Source organism: Aquiflexum balticum DSM 16537, assembly GCF_900176595.1.
GTDB lineage: Bacteria > Bacteroidota > Bacteroidia > Cytophagales > Cyclobacteriaceae > Aquiflexum > Aquiflexum balticum.
In genome coordinates, this window is the sequence record NZ_LT838813.1 from 205,075 (window position 1) to 227,895 (window position 22,821).

The following is a 22,821-nucleotide window of genomic DNA, read 5'->3' on the forward strand; positions in this document are numbered from 1 at the left end:
AATAGGATTAAGAAACAAATGCGATCCCAAAAATTATTCGGGATCGCATTTGATATATATTGAAATTCAAACTATTAGTCAAGAATTTCAGTCACCTGACCAGCACCTACAGTTCTACCACCTTCACGGATAGCAAACCTAAGTCCTTTTTCAAGTGCCACTGCATTCAATAAATTTACTTCAATAGTGATATTGTCACCTGGCATAACCATTTCAACATTCTCAGGAAGTTTGATCTCACCGGTTACGTCAGTAGTTCTTAGGTAGAACTGAGGACGATATTTGTTGAAGAATGGTGTATGACGTCCGCCTTCTTCTTTTGAAAGAACGTAAACTTCAGCTTTGAAATGAGCGTGAGGCTTAACAGAACCTGGCTTACAAATAATCATACCTCTTCTGATTTGAGATTTTTCAATACCTCTCAACAAAAGACCTACGTTATCACCTGCTTCACCTCTGTCAAGGATTTTACGGAACATCTCAACACCTGTCACAGTTGATTTCAAGCCTTCAGCTCCCATACCGATGATGTCAACTGGATCGCCTGAGTTGATAACTCCTCTTTCGATTCTACCTGTAGCAACAGTACCACGTCCTGTGATAGAGAATACATCCTCAACTGGCATCAAGAAATCTTTATCGATAAGTCTTTCAGGAATTGGAATATACTCATCAACAGCGTTCATTAATTCCATTACTGTTTCTTCCCATTTTGGCTCACCATTAAGTGCACCAAGTGCGGAACCAGAAATGACAGGAATATTATCGCCATCAAAATCATAGAAAGAAAGTAATTCTCTCACTTCCATTTCTACCAATTCAAGTAGTTCAGGATCGTCGACCATGTCAACTTTGTTCATGAACACTACAAGAGCTGGTACACCTACCTGACGGGCAAGAAGGATGTGTTCTCTGGTTTGTGGCATTGGGCCGTCAGTTGCAGCTACTACAAGAATAGCTCCATCCATTTGGGCAGCACCAGTTACCATGTTTTTAACGTAGTCAGCGTGACCTGGACAATCTACGTGTGCATAGTGCCTTTTATCTGTTGAATACTCAACATGAGAAGTGTTGATGGTGATACCTCTCTCTTTTTCTTCCGGAGCATTGTCAATGGAAGAAAAATCTCTTAATTCAGAAAGACCCTTTTTCGCCAAAACTGTTGTAATGGCAGCAGTCAAAGTTGTCTTTCCATGGTCTACGTGACCAATCGTACCGATGTTAACGTGCGGTTTGGAACGGTCAAAGGTTGCTTTTGCCATGCGATAAAATCCTCTGTTTTAGTTAAAGATATAATTTTGTTAAATTTTTCAATGTTTCTGAGCCAACGACGGGATTTGAACCCGTGACCTCTTCCTTACCAAGGAAGCACTCTACCCCTGAGCTACGTCGGCTGTTAACATTAGCTCTGCTTATTTAAAGCATTGAGCGGGAGACGAGGCTCGAACCCGCGACCTGCAGCTTGGAAGGCTGCCGCTCTACCAACTGAGCTACTCCCGCTTTTTAAATGCAGTGCAAAACTACAATAATATTTTGCATTTCACATTTGTGGGGGAAACAGGATTCGAACCTGTGAAGACATAAGTCAACGGATTTACAGTCCGTCCCAGTTGGCCGCTTTGGTATTCCCCCAACTGTTATTTGCTAAGAATCAGCTTATTTAGAGCTTTTATTCTTCTTAACGGATGGCAAAATTATACCCTTTTCCTAAACATTCAAAATAATGTCAGAAAATTTCAAAGTATTTTTTCTGGGTTCAATTTAACCGTATAAAAATCAAGGTTTTAATTTTCTTCCAAATAGGTGGAAAGGAAAAATTCCTCATATCTCTTTGCTAATTCATCCTGTTCTTCAGCATAAATCTTTTTTGCTCTATCCAATACACCTGGTTCATCAATGAAACCAAAAAGGCCCATAAATGCCGCAATTCTTACATAATTTGCTTGATGGGCAGAAGCAAGATGTGAAAGGTTATCAATAGCTTTTGTTGAACCCTCTCCGGGATTTTTAGCAAAATAATCGCCATAATAGCCCAGGAAATAATATAATGACTGCCCTGCTAACAAATCGAGTTTGTCATGAAACCAATTCCCTTTGCCGACTACATTCTCTGAAATAAAATATTCCGCTAGGGCTACTATCAATCTGATGTTTCTATCACCTTCATACCTCGAAGCAATTTCCTCTCTATTTGTGTTTTCTCCATTTCCCAGATAGGCACCCAATGCTGCCCCAGCTACATAATATGAAGGATGATTCATCCACCTTAAAAAAGCAGGTGAATACTTATCAGCATCAATGATGGAAAGTAATTCTATTGCACCTAACCTTACTGTATTTTTCGGATCATTCTCTGCCATTTCAAACAATTCCATTTCTAGATCTGATTCGGCCATCAACCATTCCGGATTTTGGGAAAAGTTCATGATGGCCAACTCCCGGATTGCCCAAAACTCATCTTTTAATGCCATTGACATGACCGATAAAATTTCAGGTGAATCTGCAAATAAATTCCCAAGACTATCAAGAGCCTCAAATCTTGCCACACCTAATTCAGAGTTCTTAAATTGACTTATAAAATGGTCTGCACTTCTATATGATTTTTTTTCGGCCAATAATTCCAAGGCTTCATCAAAAAACAACTCCTTAACCGGTACGCCGTTTTCTATCGCAAACTGCTGCCATGCTTTTTCCAGTACAAATTCTTTTTCAAAACGCTTGTTTTCATGATACCAACTTACCTTAAAGGGAATTTTATACATTGGAGTAGTTGAAAAATCCTGCCTCTGTGCAACTGTCAAAAGCAAATTTCCAGGTTGACTGTAATCAACTTCATATTCCAAAATCGGATGGCCTGAATTGAGAAACCATGGATTGAAAAACCAGTTGAGGTCCTGACCCGTAACTTTTTCAAATGCCAACCTAAGGTCATGTACTTCTACAGAACCGAACGAATGTTGGTTGAGATATAGGTTCAGTGATTTGAAAAATGCCTCATCCCCTAAATGTCTTCTCAGCATATGGAGAATCCGGCCACCTTTGGCATAGGAGTGGCTATCAAACATGTCTTCATTATCCTCATAATAGAACCTGATAAGGTCTACCTGTTTTTCCTTTGATTCTTCAAAATATTGCTCCATTTCGGAAATATGATGCATATCAGCATCATCTTTACCTTCCTTGTATTCGTACCATAAATATTCCGAATAATTGGCAAATGCTTCGTTCAAAGTCAGGTTTGACCAGGATTCGGTAGTTACAAGATTGCCGAACCATTGATGAAATAATTCATGTGCTATAATCCCATCCCATTCAGAATCTATCGCACCACGTTCATCAAGATTGAGTTCCTCCATAAATACGGTAATCGTTGTATTTTCCATTGCCCCGGAAACAAAATCCCTAACAACAACCTGATCATACTTTTGCCAAGGGTACCTGACTCCAAGGAGATCAGAAAAAAATCCGATCATTTCAGGAGTATTTTTAAAAACTATTTTCGCCCCTTCTTCAAATTCCTTCTCCACATAATAATTTACCTGCATTCCCTTCCATTCATCTTTGATTTCTACATAATCCCCTACAATAACGGCTGCTAAATAAGGGGCATGAGGTAGATCCATTACCCAATAGTCAGTTCTTGTACCATCAGGATTTGAAATACTGGACCTCAGCTCTCCGTTACTGATTGTCCTATATTTATCCTCAATTGTAAGTCTGATTTCTTGGGTCATCCTCTCATTAGGTGAATCAATGGTCGGAAACCATTTGGAATTGTGTTCGGTCTCACCCTGTGTCCAGATAAGTGTAGGCTTATTGGGTTCCCTGCCTTGCGGATTGATAAAATAAAGTCCTTTGGTATCAGTAATTGCTGCACTGCCCGGCACCGTATTTTCATTAGGCTTTGCGGTATATTTGATCCTCACTTTCAGCGTATCATTTGCCGAAAATGATTTTGGCAAAAATGCGGTTACTTCTTTCGTGTTATACCTGTAATTCAATTCCCTTTCCCCTGTATCTTCTAACAGACTGAATGCAAGAATATCGAAATCTTTTGCGTCTAGAACCAATTCATTTTGAGAAAAAAAATAGGGCTTCAGTGTAAGGATAGCCTCGCCGTTTACCCATTCCTTCTCATAATCAAAAGACAAATCCAAAGCAGTATGCAATAAATCAAAATCTCTGGTTCTGGAAGCTCTGTAAGCTGAAATCTTTGTTTCAAGCGATCTGATGAATGCATCATCAGCAATGGTATTGATTTTTGTTTCTCCCAAAGAGTCAATTTCAACTGACGTATCTGATTCAGTCAGATTTTTGGTACTTTGACAAGACCAATTCAAAAGTAAAAAAAACAGCAAAAAAGCTTTGGGATTATCAAATTTCATGAAAATGCATTTTAAAGATTAATTGTATATTTATCGCAAATTAAAAGAAATGTATTCAGTTAGTATCAACAATTCAGTTTTTGAGGTTGAAAAATCAAAAGACCTACTTTCTGTAAACGGAAATATTCTGGAATGGGATATCGCAAAAACAGGAGATCGCCATTATCATGTAATCTATCAAAACCAGTCTTATAATCTGGAATTGGTCAGCTTGGATTCCGAAACCAAAACCATTAAGTTGAAACTCAACAACAAACCCTGTGATATAAAAATCAGAGATAAGTTTGACCTTTTGTTGGAAAAATTGGGAATGAATAATCTACAGAACAATTCCGCAAAAGAAATCAAAGCCCCAATGCCCGGATTGATTTTCGATATCAAAGTGAAAGAAGGGGATGAAGTTCAGAAAGGAGATCCTGTCTTGATACTTGAAGCCATGAAGATGGAAAACATCCTTAAATCTCCCGGTGATGGAATTGTCAAATCCGTTAAAATCAAAAAAGGGCAAAGCGTCGAAAAAAATCAGGTGCTAATCCAATTTTAAAACTTTGTTCTGTTTAGATTTCTTTTGGAAGGCTTTATATTTGTCGGATTTACAAACTGGAATTTGTAAGAAAAATAACCTCTTTTATACCAAACCAAATAATGAAATATAACAGGATATTACTGAAATTGAGCGGAGAAGCTTTGATGGGCGAGAAAAATTACGGCATTGACTCCAACAGATTGGAGCAATACGCTCAGGAAATCAGGAAAATAAAAGACCTTGGGGTTGAAGTAGCTATTGTCATAGGGGGCGGAAATATATTCAGAGGGGTTCAGGCAGAAAAAACCGGTATAGATAGAGTGCAAGGAGACTATATGGGCATGCTCGCAACACTTATCAATGCTATGGCTCTTCAAAGTGCCTTGGAACAAAACGGAATGTTTACCCGTCTGATGTCAGGAATTAAAGTTGAAAGTGTTTGTGAACCATTTATCAGAAGGAGAGCCATTCGCCATTTAGAAAAAGGGAGATTAGTGATATTCGGAGCAGGTATTGGAAACCCTTATTTTACTACAGATTCCACGGCAAGTTTGAGGGCTATTGAGATTGAAGCTGACGTGGTTTTGAAAGGCACAAGAGTAGATGGGGTGTATACTGCAGACCCGGAAAAGGATAAAAGCGCAACCAAATACAGTACCTTATCCTTTCAAGAGGCTTATGAAAAAAACCTCAATATCATGGATATGACTGCTTTTACACTTTGCCAGGAAAACAATTTGCCCATTGTGGTATTTGATATGAACAAACCTGGAAACTTGGAAAAAATTGTTAAAGGAGAAGATATTGGAACTTTAATTACATCAAAATAATCCATAAAGATCATGGAAGAAATTCAACTTCAACTGGAAGAAGCCAAAGAACTTATGCAAAAAGCGGTAGACCATACCGCATCAGAGCTATTAAAAATACGGGCAGGAAAGGCTATGCCAAATATCCTTGATGGAATAATGGTGGCATACTACGGCGCACCTACACCTCTTCAACAGGTAGCTTCTGTAACAACTCCGGATGCCAGAACATTGTCGATCAAACCCTGGGAAAGAAATCTTATCGGCGAAATAGAAAGATCTATTATCAATTCTGATCTTGGTTTGGCACCTCAAAACAACGGGGAAATCATCATCCTGACCATTCCTCCGATGACGGAAGAAAGAAGAAAAAACCTGGTAAAACAATCCAAGAACGAATGTGAATCAGGAAAAATTTCCATCCGTACAGTAAGAAAAGACACCAATGATGAGCTGAAAAAATTACAAAAAGAAGGAGCTTCTGAGGACGAAATAAAAAGAGCTGAAGATCTTGTTCAAAAACTGACGGACCAATATTCGTCAAAAATCGATGAACTATTCAATAAAAAGGAAAATGAAATCATGACGGTTTGACCCATCAATATATGTTTGGAGTGTGCTGTTAGCAAAAATTACATCAATCAAAACCTGTTTTTAAAAAGACAGGTTTTTTTATTCTAAATAGTCTTTAAAGAAGGTTGGCCTGTGCTTATTTACAGTCTCAATTCACGATAGCTTTAACCAATTTGACCAATTTCCTACCAGACCTCTGGGCAACATCCACCACATCAGCGTGAGTAAATTCCTTTGCCACCTTGGGAATACTTTCATTGGTGATGACAGATATGCCCAAAACTTTCAGCCCCAAATGATTTGCTGCAATTACTTCAGGAACTGTGCTCATCCCCACTGCATCCCCTCCAATAATCCTAAAAAAATTGATCTCGGCCCTTGTTTCCAAAACCGGTCCAGTGACACCCAGATATGTTCCTCTTTTCAAACTAATTCCCAGTTTTTCAGCTTTTGAAAGGGTTAGTGCTATCCAGTCGGAATCGAAGGGCTCACTCATATCCGGAAACCTTGGACCAAATTCTTCCTCATTGATGCCTCGCAAAGGATTATCCGGCAATCGGCTGATGATATCCTCAATCAGCATCAAGTCGCCAACTTCAAAATCCGGATTCAATCCTCCTGCTGCGTTAGTGACAATGAGTTTTTCAACTCCCAAAATTTTCATTACCTGAATAGGAAAAACTACTCCATCCATGTCATAACCTTCATAGTAATGAAAACGCCCTGCCATTGCCAAGACTGGTACCGCATTCAAAAACCCAAAAATCATTTCCCCTCTGTGGCCTTCCACCGTAGAAACCGGAAAATGCGGAATTTCTGAATAAGGAATAATGCTTTTATTTTCAATTTCATCTACCAATCCCCCCAAACCGGAACCAAGTATTATCCCAACTTTGGGAACTCCTCTAATACCTTTTTTGATAAATTCAGCAGATTCCCGGCAGTGTAGCAGGTTAAGGTTTTTCTTCATGTAATTTCGGGGTTTAAAAAAGTCCGAAATGGACTACAATGTCTTGATCAATTCTCTGATGATCAAACTCATTCCCGGTTCAGCAATCGCTGCTGCGGCAAGTACTTCTGAAATGCTGATTTTTTTGACATTTCCGGGTGAGCAAAGATCCGTAATGGCAGAAATGGCAAAAACAGACAAATCCATATGACGAGCTACAATTACTTCCGGTATGGTACTCATGCCGATAGCGTCAGCACCAATCGTCCTGAGGTATTTGTATTCGGCTTTGGTTTCGAGATTTGGTCCCTGAACGGCAGCATAGACCCCTTGATGAACTCTAAGGTTATTTTTTTGGGCAATTTCCATTCCTTTATTTACCAATTTCAGGTCATAGGGTTCGGACATATCAGGAAACCTTACCCCAAATTCATTCAGATTTTTCCCCCTTAATGGATTCTCGGGAAACAAATCAATATGGTCATTGATGATCATTAATTCTCCGATACCATAATCGGGATTCAAACCCCCTGCAGCATTGGAAACAAATAGATGATGGATCCCCAATTTTTTCAACACACGAACAGGAAACGTCACTTCTTTCATGGAATACCCTTCATAGTAGTGAAATCTACCTTGCATGACAATCACTGATTTACCTGATAGTCTTCCGATAATCAGTTTGCCATGATGGCTTTCCACGGTGGAAACAGGAAAGTAAGGAATCTCATCGTAGGGTATTTCCTTAATGACATCAATATTCTCTATCAATTGCCCTAGACCGGTTCCAAGAATTATCCCTATCTCCAAAGGGTCGGGATATATATTTTGAATATGTTCAAAGGCAAATTGAATCTGTTCGGAGTAATCTATGCTTGGTTCCTGTCTCATGGGTTTAATTTTTTTCTAAAGTAATAATTTAGAATGAAATCAGTTTCCAAATTTGATTTTAAACAAAAAGGAAACTAATTGACTTCTCCATTTGTAATAGAAATCGAAAAAGAAAAGAAACACCCATTTCATGATCAAAATAATAGTCGGTACCAACCGAAAAAATTCCCTATCCTATAAAATTGCCTCGATGTATCAGGAGAATCTCAATACTTTGGGTGCTGATTCTGAAATACTCAAATTGGAAGACCTGCCTCATGATTTTACTTTTTCGGCACTATACGAAAACAACGGAAAAAACGAAGCATACAATGCTTTTCATAAAAAAGTAAAAGAAGGCAATAAGTTTGTTTTTATCGTACCTGAATATAATGGTTCCTTTCCTGGAATCCTCAAGTCATTTATAGATGGCATGACTTACCCCAATTCTTTCAGGAACAAAAAATGTGCTTTGGTCGGCATTTCATCAGGAATTGGCGGGGGTGGCATCGCTTTGAGCCACCTCACCGACATCTTCCATTACCTTGGGATGCATGTACTTGCCCTCAAACCTAAACTGGCTAAGATTGAGGAGAATATGTCAGATAACCTGCTCACCAACAGGCTGTACATGGAATTGCTTCACACCCAGGCAGAAATGTTGATTAACTTTTGAAGTTAATCAACATTGTCATGTAGAAACTTATTGTTTTTCAAAAACTCGTTTTCATCCGTCAGGTTGAACCTGGAGATACTCCTTTCGGAACTGTGCTGTACATCAGCCAATTTCACTTGCTTCCTTACGAAGGCAGGAGTTTCCAACTTGTCCTTGAATTCCTCAGGGTGTTGGTTGAAAGTCTTGATTCCTTTTAATCTTTCAAAACGTTCATGTGCCCTTTGAATGGCTTTTTGCTTTACCTGTTCGTAGTAATCATTACTGAATTGAGGCTTTGCAGGTTCTTCTTTAACTACCTCTTCAGGTACTTGTGATTTGATTTCCTCTTCACTTTCTAATTCGAAAACAACTTTGTTGGGCTCTGTCTTGGCAGGAATAAATTCAAAAATCGGCTCAGCTTTAACCTTTTCTTCACTTTCTATCTGCTCAGATCTTACCTCCTCTATTTTAGGAGTTGATTCGACAGGTTTACTTTCATTGGCAGGGGTAAACATGGGTTTGTTGAAAGTAAAAGTGAAGGTCTGCCCTGGCTTAGGAAGGTTATCTTCTTCAACCTTGGAGGTTTTTCCCGATTCAAGGTCAATTACTTTTTTTACCTCTTCTTCCTCTTCTGATTCGGCAATTGCAACCACTTCTGTTTTTTCTTCCTTTTTTCCAGAAGGGGAAGCGTTGGTCAATTTATCCATTTCAAAGCCCGTAGCAATCACTGTTACCCTGATGGATTTGTTCAGATCTGAATCAATACCCTGACCGAAAATCACCTCTGCATCATCACCAGCTCTTTCCTGGATATACTCGGTAATTTCGCTCAATTCATCCATAGATAGCTCATCATCTTCACCACTCATGATGGAAAGAAGGATTTTTTGAGCACCTCTGATATCCACGTTGTTCAACAATGGGGAAGCAATTGCTTTTTCAGCAGCACGGATAGCACGGCCATCTCCTTCCTCTGTGGCAGAACCCATTACGGCAGCACCTGCTTCTTTCATCACTGTTTTGACATCTTCAAAATCCACGTTTACATCCTGGTGTACCGTGATGATTTCGGCTATGGATTTGGCCGCAGTAGTCAATACATTGTCAGCTTTGGCAAAAGCAGATCGGATGGCAAGGTTACCATAGATTTCCCTCAATTTATCATTGAGGATTACCAAAACCGTATCGCAGTTTTCACGCAGAGACTCAATGCCACTTTGGGCGGCCTGCATTTTCTTTCTTCCTTCAAAAACAAAAGGAGCCGTTACAATCCCCACGGTAAGGATGTCAAGATCTTTAGCAATTTTTGCAATCACGGGAGCTGCACCGGTGCCGGTTCCACCCCCCATACCTGCTGTAATGAATACCATTTTGGTATTGTCCGAAAGCAGATCGCGAATTTCTTCACGGCTTTCAATCGCTGCATTTCTGCCTTTTTCAGGATTTGCACCAGCACCCAAACCTTCGGTAAGGTGGGCACCCAACTGCAACTTCAACGGGACTGGACTGCTCTGTAGAGCTTGGGCATCTGTGTTGACTACCACAAACTCCACATCCTTGATTCCCATATTGTACATATGGTTCACTGCATTGGAACCACCTCCTCCCACACCTATCACCTTGATGATGGATTTGTGGTTTTTCGGAAGATCAAATTTGTAATCTTTCATATTATCTGACATTTTTTATTAATTGGTGAACTATTTATTTCTTTTAGTACGGTTTTTGTAGAAAGGGAATTAGAAGACAGAATCTTCTAATTCCCTGGTATGATAAGCCCTAGTAATTACTATCTTCATTAATATCATTGGTGATGATATCTTTCAGTTTATTTCGGATACTGGAGAATATATTCGGGCCAAACTCAGCTCTGAGGGGTTTGGCCTGAATTTTTGGTTGAGAATTGTTTTCTGTCCTGATCCTGTAGTTGTTTTCTCTTTCATCCAAGGACCTAAATCCTGCCAAAACCAATCCTACCGAAGTGGCATACATGGGACTTTTTACCTCCTCTATTTTACATTTTCCCAGGTGCTCATTTGGATAGCCAATTCTGGTATCCAATCCGGTCATATATTCAAACAACTGGGCTACTCCCTGAAGCTGCGAACCGCCACCTGTCAGGACTATACCTCCTGTTAGTTTTTTATAATGCCCACTGGCTACCAATTCGTTTTGGACATATTCTACAATCTCTTCCATCCTGGCCTGAATGATAGCTGCCAGGTTTTTGATGGATATTTCTTTTGGCTGACGGTTACGTAATCCCGGAATGGAAACGATCTCGTTAGGATTTGCCTCTTCGGTAATTGCTTTGCCAAACTTGGTTTTCAAGAGTTCTGCCTGATGATGCAGGACCATGCAGCCTTCCTTGATATCGGAGGTAATGATATTTCCTCCCAAAGGAATCACAGCAGTGTGCCTGATGATATTGTCATAAAAAATCGCTATGTCAGTAGTGCCTCCACCAATATCAACCAAACAAACACCCGCTTCCTTGTCTTGCTCGCTGAGGACGGAAAGTGAACTGGCAAGTGGTTCCAAAATCAAATCCTGCGAAACCAAGTTGGCACGCTTTACGCATCGGTTAATGTTGTTGATCGCTGTGGTCTGGGCTGTGATAATATGGAAATCCGCTTCAAGTCTGGAGCCTGACATGCCCACAGGGTCTTTGATACCATCTTCGTAATCAACGGTGTAATCCTGAGGCATTACATGGATAATGGTATTTCCCGGAGGAACGACAATGTTCTCCATATCATTAGAAAGTCTTCTGACATCTTCGACGGTTATTTCATCTTGATTGGGATGTCTGATAATCACACCATGATGCACAGTGCTTCGGATATGTTGGCCCGCAATACCTACAATCACCTCCACTATATCCACATCTGCCATTTCAGAAGCTTCATGAACGGCTTTTTGGATGGCATTTACGGTTTTATCGATATTGGTGACAATACCTCGGATGACACCATCCGAAACAGCTTTTCCCATGCCTAGAACCTCTAGTTTCCCAAATTCATTTTTCCGCCCGATGATAGCGCAGATCTTGGTGGTTCCGATGTCTAGTCCGACAATCAATTTGTTATTTTCCATAGCGATTTCAATTATTCACAAACAATTTGGCCCTTATATTTTACATTGACTCTGGTGTAAGTATTCCAGCCTTTGGCAGGCAGAATTTCTTCATAGAACAGGTTTATTTTTTTAAATTTCTCTTCAATGTCCTTAGCTTCCCCAAACTCAATCACCTGCTTACCGACTTGCTGGTACATCCTGATGTCCGTTTTTTTAGGTATATCCAACCCTACTATCTGTGCTTTCCAAAATTCGTCCGCATAGATATAATCAATGAGAGACATCAGGTCTTGATGTGTTGAAGAAATGTCCTCAAGCTTAAGTAAACTTTCAGCATAAGCTCCTTCCAAAGTCATCACCCTGGTAGTGTATTGCGGAGAAGTCGGTAAAATCTTTCCCTCTGTAGAAATATATCCATCTGCGGCATTGGGTCTGACAATCCTGGCCATGGGGATGTATTGGGTAATTTCTATCATCAAATGTCCCTTCAGGTCCGCAAAGACTTCCGCATTTTTTACAAATGGATGTAACTCCACCTTTTTTTCAATTTTATTCAGATCCACCTCCTTCATGGAAATACCCGGAAGGAGCAAAGGAAACTCAGTTTTAATTGCGTCTAGGATGTCTTTTTCATTGACAAAATAAACATCAGCAATTCCCTTCACATTGACTTCAATGCTGTTTAGGGTCCTTTCTGAATCCTTTCTCTCAACAAAACCTATAAATACTACCAGTACAAATACCAGTGAAGAGAAAACCAATGATTTTTTATATCTAATTTTCATGACGTTTCATCCAGTTTGCAATAGGTGTGACCAACCTGTCGATATCTCCCGCTCCTATGGTCACCAAAACCTGAGGGGTATTCAATTCAAGGTAATCCAATAATCCTTCCTTGGTCTGAAGGGATTTCTTCATAGAAGTAATTCCTTCCAGCAACATCGAAGCCGTTACTCCCTCTATCGGGAGTTCCCTTGCCGGATAAATGTCCAGCAATACTACCTCATCCGCTATTGATAGGCTTTCAGAAAAGCCTTCAGCGAAATCTCTTGTTCTTGTATACAAGTGTGGCTGAAAAACAGCCGTGAGTTTTTTGTCCGGATACATGGCTTTTACTGAAGTCAGAAATGCCTTTATTTCTTCAGGATGATGGGCATAATCATCAATGAAAATCCTGTCTTCGTACTGCACCCATATCTCAAATCTTCTTTTTACACCTTTGTAAGTGCTGACTCCTTTTCTAATCTCCGATTCGTCCAGGCCATAATCCAAAGCAATGGAAATGGCAGGAAGGATATTTTCCACATTATGAAAACCATGCATCTTCAGCTCCAACCCTTTTATGCTTCTTTCATTACTGGTATAATCAAAGATGAAGGCAGCAGGCTTTGCCTGAATATGTCTTGCTTGAATTTCCCCGCTGTTAAGTCCGTAATTCCTGACTTTTACAGAAGAATTCTTGAGTTGGCCTAATTTTGAAAATGCTTTCGACTGTACATAAAGCTGACCTTCATCAGCTATCAAATCAACAAATTGCCTGAATCCTTCCAACATTTGGGTATCATCTCCATATATATCCAAATGATCTGGATCGGCACTTGTCACCACAGCCACATTGGGATGCAGGTGCAAGAAGGACCTGTCGAATTCATCAGCCTCCACCACAACAGTAGCAGCATCATTTTCTTCATCATGAAGAATTAAATTGCTGTTATAATTCTGTGTTAAACCTCCCAAAAAAGCCGCTATATTTTTACCTCCTGATTTGAGCAAATGGGCTATCATGGAAGATGTGGTTGTTTTACCGTGAGTTCCTGCTACCGCTATGGTAGGCATGTTGGCCGTAATCATTCCGAGAACAGCTGCCCTTTTCTTTAGAGAATAGCCATTTTCCATAAAGAAATTGAGCTGTACGGAGTCTTTAGGCATTGCCGGAGTCCAAATAATCAAGGCTTTTTCTTTATCAACTTTCACCCGATCAGGAATCATTTCCAACCGATCTTCAAAGCTGATTTCCATCCCTTCCTGCTCTAATGCAGCAGTCAAGGGAGAGGGGGTTTTATCATAGCCCGACACTTTGACACCGATGTGGTTAAACCATCGTGCCAAGGCACTCATGCCTATGCCTCCTATACCCAGGAAATGGACGCTATGTAGTTTCTTGAAATTCATGCAAGAATTCTTTCCAACACTTCAACAATTTCTTCGGCTGCCCTCGGCTTTGCCAGTTTATGCATATTTATCCCAAGACTTTTGACTTTTACAGAATCATCCAAAATCATGTCAACCACTGATTTTAATTTCCCGACTGCCTCTGCATCTTTGAGCATGATAGCTGCATCCTTGGATACATAAGCCATGGCATTTTTGGTCTGATGGTCTTCGGCAACATTAGGGGAAGGAATAAAAACCACTGGTTTTCCGACCAAACTCAATTCAGAAACAGATAAAGCTCCTGCCCGGGAAACAACCATGTCTGCAGCGGCATAAGCCAAATCCATTTCCCGGATAAACTCTTTTACATGAATATGCTTCAACCCTGACATCTTTACTTTTTCCAAGCATTCCTGAAAATAGAATTTACCACTCTGCCATAGCAATTGATATCCATCCTTTTCAAAAGCTTCCATATCGGCAAGAACCGCATGATTGATAGTTCGTGCCCCCAAGCTTCCTCCCAAAATCAATAGGACTTTTCTATCCTTTACCAATCCAAAGTGCTGAAATGCTTTTTCTCTTTTACCTTCAAGGTTAAGGATATCTTTCCTGACCGGATTGCCTGTATATTGAATACTTTCCTTGGAAAAAAACTTCTCCATTCCCGGATAAGCCACACAAATTTTCTTGGCCCTTTTAGCCAATAATTTATTGGTTAGACCAGCATAAGAATTTTGCTCTTGAATCATGGTAGGAATCCCTTTTCCCTGAGCAGCATATAACAATGGACCACTGGCATATCCCCCTACCCCAACTACCGCATTGGGAGTAAATTCTTTAAGCAATTTTTTCGACTTGTTCAGACTTGCTATTAATTTGAAGGGGAAACTTAGATTTGATAAACTCAGACTTCTCTGTAATCCTGCTACTCTTAATCCGACTATTTTATATCCCGCTTCTGGTACTTTCTGCATTTCCATTTTTCCCTCGGCACCTACGAAAAGAATCTCAGAATCAGGATGCTTTTCCCTCCAGGCATTGGCAATGGCAATGGCCGGGTAGATGTGACCTCCTGTTCCTCCGCCGCTGATCATGATTCGATATGGTGTCTCTGTATTTTTCAATTCTTTATGCAGTCTGAAATCCTTTTCTTATTCTGTTTCCTTCGGTAGCATTTTCCATCAAATCCTGATGATCTCCTCTGCTGACACTGAGAATAATACCCAACGATAATCCTGTAAATACCAATGATGTCCCACCCATACTGAGCAGCGGCAAAGGCAATCCTGTGATAGGTCCTAAACCTACCGCTACTGCCATATTGACCATTGCCTGCAATACCAAGGCAAAACTCAATCCTGCCGATAGCAATCCGCCGAATGGTTTGGTTGATGACGCAACTATCCGCATACCACGGAATAGCAGGGCCATATACAGAAACAATACCGTTGCTCCGCCTACCAATCCGTACTCTTCAATGATAATGGCATAAATAAAATCGGAATATGGATGGGGCAAGGTGTTTCTTTGTTCGGATTTCCCAGGTCCTTTGCCTGTTATTCCTCCTGTGGAAATAGCGATAAATGACTGTTCCGCCTGAAAAGGAAGTTCATCACCGGATACAAAATTTTCAATCCTGGAAAAGAATGTACTTCCTCTCTGTCCTATCAAAATTGATGTAGTCAGAAATAAACTTCCAACCAAGACCACCATCATGATATATTTGACAGGTACTCTTCCAATCAATAAAAGCAGAAGACAGGTCGTCAACAAAAGAACTGCAGTGGACATATTGGCCAAGCCAATTAGCCCGCAGACCAACCCAATCACTACCATCATAGGCAAAAAGGCATTTCTAAAATCTGAAATATTTTTTTGGTTTCTTGCCAACAAACTCGCTAGGGTTGCAATCAGAGCCAATTTGGCAATATCGGAAGGTTGGAAGGCCTTATTGATAACCGGAATCGTAAGCCATCTATTTGCTTCATTCACAGTAGACCCAAAAACATAAGTAAAAAACAGTAGGGGTATAGATATCACCAACAAAAACTTACCGATAAGTCCAAAAGTCCGGTATGGGATTTTATGAGCCACCCACATGACCAACAAACCTGTCAAGACCATTATTGAATGGTCAATTAGATATTTCTCAGTATTGCCTCCTGTATATTTGAATGCCAAGGAGCCGGTAGCAGAATATACCACAACTATACTGATCACTGAAAGGATAATCACAATACCCCAAATAATAGGGTCTCCTTTCAGATTTCTGTCAAACCATAATTTTACATCCTGCATCATATCACAGAGCTTTTAAGTTCCTGAACAGCTGATTTGAACTGATTTCCTCTGTCTTCATAATTTTTGAAAAGGTCAAAACTGGCACATGCCGGGGAGAGCAAAATAACATCTCCCTCCTCTCCATATTCCAGTCCCCAGGCTACTGCCTGTCCGATACTTTTGGTTTCCTTTATGTTTGGAATTATCCCCCAAAAGGCTTTTTTCAATTTCTCATTGTTCTCTCCCAAACAGATGAGCATTTTTACTTTACCCTTGATAATTGGATAAAGACTACTGTAATCATTCCCTTTATCAACTCCGCCTGCTATCCATATCAAAGGCTCAGAGTAACTGCCCAATGCATAAGAAGTGGCATCCACATTGGTTCCTTTACTGTCATTGACAAAAGAGATTCCCAAAACCGTGGCCACATGTTCCATTCTATGCGCAGCATTCTTGAAATCCTTCAGTCCAGAGTGAATAGCCTCTTCATCAACACCGGCAAGTATCGCTGCCAATGATGCATTCATGGCATTCAATAAATTATGGGTCCCTCTCAGGATGATGTCATCAGGATTGATTCTCACTTTCTTGCCCAAAGCCAAAAGCTGAATTTCTTTACCGTTGAAAAATCCACCTCTTTCAAAAGCCTTTTCAAGGGAAACCTGATATGTCGTAGCCTGCAGATTGATATTCCCCAAACCGACTTGGATATTCAGGTCATCACCATAGAAAATGGCAGCATCTCTTTCATTCATATTCTTGAAAAGAGATACTTTGGATGAGATGTAATTGTCCAATTGGTAGTCATATCTATCCAGATGATCGGGCGTAATATTGGTCAGAACCGCAATTCTTGGTTTGAATTCAATAAATCCATCTATCTGAAAACTGCTCACTTCCAATACCCACCAAGCATGGTCTTTTTTGACCAGCTGTCCAGCCCAACTTTCACCCACGTTTCCGGCCAACCCGACATCCAATCCTGCTTTTTTTAGTAAATGAAAAGTCAAAAGCGTAGTGGTGGTTTTTCCGTTGGTACCAGTTATGGCAATTACCTTACCTTTGGAAAATCTGAAAGCAAATTCCAATTCATCAATAACAGGTATGCCCTTTGCCCTTGCCTTCCGGACTATTGGTGCAGTTTCAGGAATCCCAGGGCTTTTTATGATTTCATCAGCTGCAAGAATCAGTTTTTCAGAATGTTTGCCTTCCTCAAATTCAATTCCTGTATCTGTTAATACCTTTTTCCGAGCTTCACTGATTGAACCCAAATCTGAAACCCAAACCGCATAGCCTTTCTGATAGGCCAGCAATGCTGCCCCAACTCCGCTTTCTCCCGCTCCCAATATGGCTATCATGTGTTTCATTTATCTCAGTTTCAAAGTTGCCAAAGTGATGATGGCCAAAAGGATCCCTACAATCCAAAATCTTGTCACAATTTTGGCTTCATGGATATTTTTCTTCTGGTAATGATGATGCAAAGGAGACATGAGAAAAATCCTCCGCCCCTCTCCATACTTCTTTCGCGTATATTTGAAATAGCTTACCTGCATAATGACCGAAAGATTCTCGACAAGGAAAATCCCGCATAATAGAGGCAGCAATAATTCTTTTCTTAAAGTCAATGAAAGAACGGCAATTACCCCACCCAACATCAGACTTCCTGTATCGCCCATAAAGACCTGAGCTGGAAATGAATTGTACCATAAAAATCCCACACAGGCACCTACAAATGCCGCACAGAAAATTACCAACTCCCCTGAATTGGGGATAAACATGACATCGAGGTATTGGGAGAAAATGGCATTACCGGATATATAAGCAAAAATGGCAATGGTGAGGCCAATAATAGCTGAAGTACCGGCCGCCAGGCCATCAATGCCATCGGTGATATTGGCACCATTTGATATTGCTGAGATAATGAAAATCACTAAAAGGATATAAAGAACCGGAGTAATGCTTTCTCCCAAAAACCCAAGAAATTTCTCATAATTCAACTCATTGTTCTTCATCAGTGGAATGGTAGTCTTGGCTACTTTTACATCCCTGTAAGAGGGGGTTTCCACAACGCCCTCTTCTATTGACACCGGGTTGGTAAATTCTCTCACCACCACATCTTCATGGAAATATAGCGTTGCCCCTACAATGACTCCGATGATGATTTGCCCTACAATTTTAAACCTTCCGGCAAGCCCGTCTTTGTTCTTTTGGAAGACTTTGATATAGTCATCTATAAAACCAATAGCACCAAGCCAAATGGTCGTTATAAGCAAAAGGATGATGTAGACATTGTTGACATTGGCAAAAAGAAGCGTTGGAATGATTATCCCTGCAATCATCATCATTCCACCCATGGTGGGAGTTCCCTTTTTGGCAGTCTGCCCTTCAAGCCCAAGATCCCGTACTGTTTCACCGATCTGCTTGGCCCTGATCCAATTGATGATTTTTTTCCCAAAAGTGATGGTTATGATCAATGAAAAAAGCGCAGCCATACCTGCCCTGAAAGAGATATAGCGAAAAACCCCCGTTCCGGGAACGTCCAACACTCGGTCCAAATAATCAAAAATAGGATATAACATTTCAGTTTTTATTCAACAGATTGAGTATTTCTTTGACTACTTCGCGGTCATCAAATGGATATTTGACTCCCTTGATTTCCTGATAGGTTTCATGACCTTTGCCGGCAATAAGAATGATATCACCCTTTTTTGCCATTATGGCAGCTGTTTTTATGGCCTCTCTTCTATCCTCAATGATCAGTGTTTTTTTGAAATCCACAGGATTTACACCCGCTTCCATTTCTCTCAATATGGCCATGGGATCTTCATTCCGAGGATTGTCCGAGGTAAGAATTACTTTATCGGAATGCTGAGTAGCAATTTTGGCCATTACCGGTCTTTTGGTTCTGTCCCTGTTGCCTCCACATCCTACAAGTGTAATTACCTGTTCTCCACCCGTTCTGACTCCCTGAATGGTTTTGAGTACATTTTCAAGAGCATCAGGAGTGTGGGCATAATCCACTATCGCTGTAATTCCAAAAAGAGATATTTTATCAAATCTTCCTTGCGCACCAGGTACTTTGGACAATTGCATCAAGACTTCTTCCTCTTCTTCACCCAAAAGAATTGCTGTAGCAAATACGCCTAAGAGGTTGTAGGCATTAAACTGACCGATCATTCGGAACCAAATCTGTTTGTTATTAATCTCAAGTTCCAGGCCTTCAATGGTATTGGAAAGAATCTTCCCTTTGAAATCTGCCGGAAATTTTAATCCAAAAGTCTGATGGGTTGCTTTACAATTCTGTAGCATCACAGTTCCTCTTTTATCATCTGCATTGACCAGTGCAAAAGCTTCTTTGCTCAGTCCGTCAAACAATAATTTTTTGGCTTTGATATATTCATCGAATGAACCATGATAATCCAGATGGTCATGACTGATATTGGTAAACAAAGCACCTGCAAAGTGGAGTCCGGCGGTCCTTCTCTGTACGATGGCATGGGAACTGGCTTCCATAAAACAATGTGTACAGCCTTCTAATACCATTTGGTGCAACAATTCCTGTATTTTCAATGAATCAGGAGTGGTGTGGGTCGCAGGAATGACCTTTTCATGGATTTTGTTTTCTACAGTGGACAATAAGCCCACTTGATATCCCAATTCTATAAATAGCTGATAAAGAAGGGTAACGGTGGTGGTTTTACCATTGGTACCAGTCACCGCCACCAACTTCAACTTCTCAGATGGATTTTCATAGTAATTTGCCGCCATGATCCCCAAAGATTGGGATGAATCCACCACTTGGACATAAGTGATATTTTCTTTAATCTGATCAGGCATCCTTTCACAGACAATGGCAGACGCTCCTTTTTCGAGGGCAATGTCAATATAATCGTGACCATCTGACTGTGTACCTCTAATTGCTACAAAGACAGAACCGGATTTCACTAAACGGCTATCGAAATTGATTTCGCTGACTTCCACTCCCATATCTCCTATGGTAGAGGTCAAAGAAACTTTGTACAATATGTCTTTAAGGACTTTCATTTATCCTAACACTAAATTGATTATATGACTATTGCTTATCGGAGTACCTGGAGTAATGGATTGCCCTTTCACTCTTCCTTTTCCTTGATAGACTACCCTTAATCCTTTATTCTCCAATACATACAAGGCATCTCTGAGTGACATACCGCTTACATCCGGAACCAAAGGAGAATCTGTCTTATTGGCTTTCCATATTATTGCTTTGTTCATTGTGGAAGACTTAACCCAATTATCGGAAGTCTCTCCATTCAGGTGATTTGAAATTCCAAAACGGTTACAGATCATCTGTAATTCATCGACCTTTCCTGCTTGGATATAAGGAAATCCATCACTTGGATTTGAGGCCAAAAAATTCTTTTCGTTGATTTTAGTATTGAGACCCAAATCCTGGGAATAAATCTTATCTGCGATCTCCTTGAATACCGGTGCTGAAATATCACCTCCATAAGCGGCAAAACCCTTGGGGTTGTCAATTACCACAATAGCGGAATATTTGGGATTGTCTGCAGGAAAATAGCCTGCAAACGACGTATAATATCTTTGAGAATATCTCCCCTCGATCAGTTTTTGGGCAGTTCCTGTCTTACCGGCTATTTTATATTCTTTGTTATATACATTTTTTGCAGTGCCATTTTGAACTACGCCTTCCAATAATTCCTGCAGTTGCTTGATTGTCTTCGAAGAAGCTATGTTCTTCTTTAATATCTCAGTATGATATCTTTTTTCAATTTGGTTTCCTCTGGCAACGGCTTGAACAATCATTGGCTTGACCATTTTACCATTGTTGGCGACTGCGTTGTAAAGGGTTAAAGTGTGTAGCGGCGTCAATTTGACTTCATATCCAATAGACATCCAGGGCAAGGTGGTGCCGTACCAGTTTTTTTCTCCCGGAGTTTTGAAATATGGAACTCCTTCACCTCTCAATTGAAAGTCCATGGGTTTATCCAATCCGGCCTTTTCGATATAGGAAATGAATTTAGTCGGGTTATGTCCAAAATGTTGTTCAACCAGTTTTGAAATACCCACATTGGATGATTTTTCGAATGCTTCCTGGATAGTTATTTTTCCGTAACCTCCGGCTTTAGCATCATTCATATTTCGGTCATAAAACCTGTAGGTTCCATTCCCTGTATCTACCGTATCCCTCAGATTGATCTTTCCCTCCTCCAATAAAGCCATGATGGAAAGTAATTTAAAAGTGGATCCCGGTTCAGTCAATCCCTGATCTCCAATGGCAAAATTGTAATTCTCACCGTACCCGTAACCACCGTTGTTTTTTTGCAGGTTGGCAAGGGCTTTGATATGGCCTGTTTCGACTTCCATGACGATGACCGAACCAAATGCCGCATCTTTGGCTATCAATTGCTTGAGTAAGGCTGATTCGGCGACATCCTGAATGTTCACATCCAAAGTGGTCAAAATGTCAAATCCATCATCGGGCTTTACATCTTCCGCATCAAAAACAGGTTTCCATGAACCTCCGGCAATCCTTTGGAAAAGGGCTTTCCCATTTTTCCCTTCCAAATACTCATTAAAACTATACTCAATCCCAACACCGTATTTGTCCTCATTGACAAAACCTACAGTACGACTGGCTAGATTATTGAAGGGGCGATATCGTTTTTCCACTTTTTCAAAAATCACTCCTCCGGCCATTCTGCCTTTTCTGAAAATAGGCCATCGGGACATTATTTGCATATCCTGATAGCCAATCTGACTCCGATTTAAAATAAGATATCTCTTCCCGCTTGAGCGTGCATCTTTGATCAGACGCTTGTAGGAATCTGCTGATTTATCTTTATAATAAGAAGAAAGCAAATAGGACAATGAATCAATCCCTGCATTAAATACATCCTTTTTGGCTACTAAAGGGTCAAGAACAACCCTATAAAATGGAAGACTCGTAGCCAAAAGGCTACCATCAGCTGCATAAATATTCCCTCTTGTTGCACTTACCTGGCGAAACTGAAAGTTCATTGTTTCTGATTTGGCCTGCCACTTATCTCCTTCCACAAACTGCAAATGGACAATCCTATAAAAGATTGCCCCGGCAAACAAAGCCACCAAAATGAAGGCTATTCTTACACGCAGTACTATGGAACGTTTTATATTCACTTTTTCAATTTGATTTTCATTGGTGGTTCATCGATTTCGACTATTCCCAAAGGGGCTATTTTCCTTGCCACCTCAGATTGTTTGCTGCTCAACATAAACTCTGCCTCTAGGGTAGTGACATCCGCCCTGATATCTTCTACCTGCTGCTGAGCAACTTCAATCTTTCTTATCATATTCTCTGCCCGGTGGTTACTCCATATATATATAAGAGCCAAAAGTGCTGCAAATAAAAAAGGAGGTGCAAAATGCACGGGCACACCTTCTCCCATAATCCCGGTTACATTGAGTTTCTCTTCAATAAGAGTAAATAAGTTCCTGCCATTCCCTTTTTGCGAGGATCCTTGCTTGATCTTTTTCTTAAAAGTGTTCTGGCTCAT

19 protein-coding genes and 3 tRNA genes are annotated in these 22,821 nt (G+C 40.4%); 4 read left to right on the top strand and 18 right to left on the bottom strand.

Annotated features, from left to right (window positions below):
• Positions 1-74: 74 nt before the first annotated feature.
• The 5 genes from tuf to B9A52_RS01000 all read right to left on the bottom strand — a co-directional run bounded on the left by tuf (position 75) and on the right by B9A52_RS01000 (position 4,385).
• A complete protein-coding gene (gene tuf / locus B9A52_RS00980) occupies positions 75-1,262 on the bottom strand; it encodes an elongation factor Tu (RefSeq protein ID WP_084118536.1) in 1,188 nt (395 codons plus the stop codon).
• Between the two features lie 60 nt (positions 1,263-1,322).
• Positions 1,323-1,394, bottom strand: a tRNA-Thr gene (locus B9A52_RS00985).
• A gap of 33 nt (positions 1,395-1,427) precedes the next feature.
• Positions 1,428-1,500, bottom strand: a tRNA-Gly gene (locus tag B9A52_RS00990).
• A gap of 49 nt (positions 1,501-1,549) precedes the next feature.
• Positions 1,550-1,632, bottom strand: a tRNA-Tyr gene (locus B9A52_RS00995).
• Between the two features lie 152 nt (positions 1,633-1,784).
• Positions 1,785-4,385 carry a M1 family metallopeptidase gene (locus B9A52_RS01000; protein WP_084118537.1) on the bottom strand — a complete coding sequence of 867 codons (2,601 nt, stop codon included), beginning with the start codon at positions 4,383-4,385 and terminating at the stop codon, positions 1,785-1,787.
• A 49-nt stretch (positions 4,386-4,434) separates the two neighbouring features.
• Between B9A52_RS01000 and B9A52_RS01005 the strand changes: the two genes are divergently transcribed.
• From B9A52_RS01005 to frr, 3 genes are all read left to right on the top strand, one after another.
• Positions 4,435-4,929, top strand: coding sequence for an acetyl-CoA carboxylase biotin carboxyl carrier protein subunit (locus B9A52_RS01005; RefSeq protein ID WP_084118538.1), 495 nt, complete (start codon positions 4,435-4,437; stop codon positions 4,927-4,929).
• A 101-nt stretch (positions 4,930-5,030) separates the two neighbouring features.
• The gene (gene pyrH / locus B9A52_RS01010; RefSeq protein ID WP_084118539.1) at positions 5,031-5,741 is read left to right on the top strand and encodes a UMP kinase; all 711 of its coding nucleotides are present in this window, start codon (positions 5,031-5,033) and stop codon (positions 5,739-5,741) included.
• A 12-nt stretch (positions 5,742-5,753) separates the two neighbouring features.
• Positions 5,754-6,314 carry a ribosome recycling factor gene (gene frr, locus B9A52_RS01015; protein ID WP_084118540.1) on the top strand — a complete coding sequence of 187 codons (561 nt, stop codon included), beginning with the start codon at positions 5,754-5,756 and terminating at the stop codon, positions 6,312-6,314.
• A gap of 127 nt (positions 6,315-6,441) precedes the next feature.
• Here the strand turns inward: frr and B9A52_RS01020 are convergent, their stop codons facing one another.
• Both B9A52_RS01020 and B9A52_RS01025 read right to left on the bottom strand, forming a co-directional pair.
• Positions 6,442-7,263 carry a purine-nucleoside phosphorylase gene (locus B9A52_RS01020; RefSeq protein WP_084118541.1) on the bottom strand — a complete coding sequence of 274 codons (822 nt, stop codon included), beginning with the start codon at positions 7,261-7,263 and terminating at the stop codon, positions 6,442-6,444.
• A 33-nt stretch (positions 7,264-7,296) separates the two neighbouring features.
• Positions 7,297-8,133 carry a purine-nucleoside phosphorylase gene (locus B9A52_RS01025; RefSeq protein WP_084118542.1) on the bottom strand — a complete coding sequence of 279 codons (837 nt, stop codon included), beginning with the start codon at positions 8,131-8,133 and terminating at the stop codon, positions 7,297-7,299.
• A gap of 130 nt (positions 8,134-8,263) precedes the next feature.
• Here B9A52_RS01025 and B9A52_RS01030 point away from each other — a divergent pair, with 130 nt between their 5' ends.
• On the top strand, positions 8,264-8,788 hold the full coding sequence (locus B9A52_RS01030; protein WP_084118543.1) for an NADPH-dependent FMN reductase: 525 nt from the start codon (positions 8,264-8,266) through the stop codon (positions 8,786-8,788).
• A 2-nt stretch (positions 8,789-8,790) separates the two neighbouring features.
• On the opposite strand, the gene ftsZ is transcribed toward B9A52_RS01030, so the two are convergent.
• From ftsZ to B9A52_RS01085, 11 genes are all read right to left on the bottom strand, one after another.
• On the bottom strand, positions 8,791-10,437 hold the full coding sequence (ftsZ, locus tag B9A52_RS01035; RefSeq protein WP_084123344.1) for a cell division protein FtsZ: 1,647 nt from the start codon (positions 10,435-10,437) through the stop codon (positions 8,791-8,793).
• 109 nt (positions 10,438-10,546) lie between these two features.
• The gene (gene ftsA / locus B9A52_RS01040; RefSeq protein WP_084118544.1) at positions 10,547-11,863 is read right to left on the bottom strand and encodes a cell division protein FtsA; all 1,317 of its coding nucleotides are present in this window, start codon (positions 11,861-11,863) and stop codon (positions 10,547-10,549) included.
• Positions 11,864-11,874: 11 nt separating this feature from the next.
• A complete protein-coding gene (locus tag B9A52_RS01045; RefSeq protein WP_084118545.1) occupies positions 11,875-12,630 on the bottom strand; it encodes a cell division protein FtsQ/DivIB in 756 nt (251 codons plus the stop codon).
• Positions 12,620-14,017: a UDP-N-acetylmuramate--L-alanine ligase gene (gene murC, locus B9A52_RS01050; protein ID WP_084118546.1), complete on the bottom strand. Its 1,398-nt coding sequence runs from the start codon at positions 14,015-14,017 to the stop codon at positions 12,620-12,622. Before murC ends, B9A52_RS01045 begins: the two co-directional genes overlap by 11 nt.
• Positions 14,014-15,126 (bottom strand): undecaprenyldiphospho-muramoylpentapeptide beta-N-acetylglucosaminyltransferase, encoded by a 1,113-nt coding sequence (gene murG / locus B9A52_RS01055; RefSeq protein WP_262483141.1) that lies wholly within the window; start codon positions 15,124-15,126, stop codon positions 14,014-14,016. The genes murC and murG overlap by 4 nt, the downstream gene beginning before the upstream one ends.
• 4 nt (positions 15,127-15,130) lie before the next feature.
• The gene (locus B9A52_RS01060; RefSeq protein WP_157370303.1) at positions 15,131-16,300 is read right to left on the bottom strand and encodes an FtsW/RodA/SpoVE family cell cycle protein; all 1,170 of its coding nucleotides are present in this window, start codon (positions 16,298-16,300) and stop codon (positions 15,131-15,133) included.
• Complete coding sequence (gene murD, locus B9A52_RS01065) at positions 16,300-17,652, bottom strand: UDP-N-acetylmuramoyl-L-alanine--D-glutamate ligase (RefSeq protein ID WP_084118549.1); 1,353 nt, start codon at positions 17,650-17,652, stop codon at positions 16,300-16,302. Before murD ends, B9A52_RS01060 begins: the two co-directional genes overlap by 1 nt.
• Complete coding sequence (gene mraY, locus B9A52_RS01070) at positions 17,653-18,864, bottom strand: phospho-N-acetylmuramoyl-pentapeptide-transferase (RefSeq protein ID WP_084118550.1); 1,212 nt, start codon at positions 18,862-18,864, stop codon at positions 17,653-17,655. It lies immediately after the preceding gene.
• 1 nt (position 18,865) lies between these two features.
• On the bottom strand, positions 18,866-20,329 hold the full coding sequence (locus B9A52_RS01075; RefSeq protein WP_084118551.1) for a UDP-N-acetylmuramoyl-L-alanyl-D-glutamate--2,6-diaminopimelate ligase: 1,464 nt from the start codon (positions 20,327-20,329) through the stop codon (positions 18,866-18,868).
• Positions 20,330-22,444 carry a penicillin-binding protein gene (locus B9A52_RS01080; protein ID WP_084118552.1) on the bottom strand — a complete coding sequence of 705 codons (2,115 nt, stop codon included), beginning with the start codon at positions 22,442-22,444 and terminating at the stop codon, positions 20,330-20,332.
• Positions 22,441-22,821 (bottom strand): FtsL-like putative cell division protein, encoded by a 381-nt coding sequence (locus tag B9A52_RS01085; RefSeq protein WP_084118553.1) that lies wholly within the window; start codon positions 22,819-22,821, stop codon positions 22,441-22,443. The genes B9A52_RS01080 and B9A52_RS01085 overlap by 4 nt, the downstream gene beginning before the upstream one ends.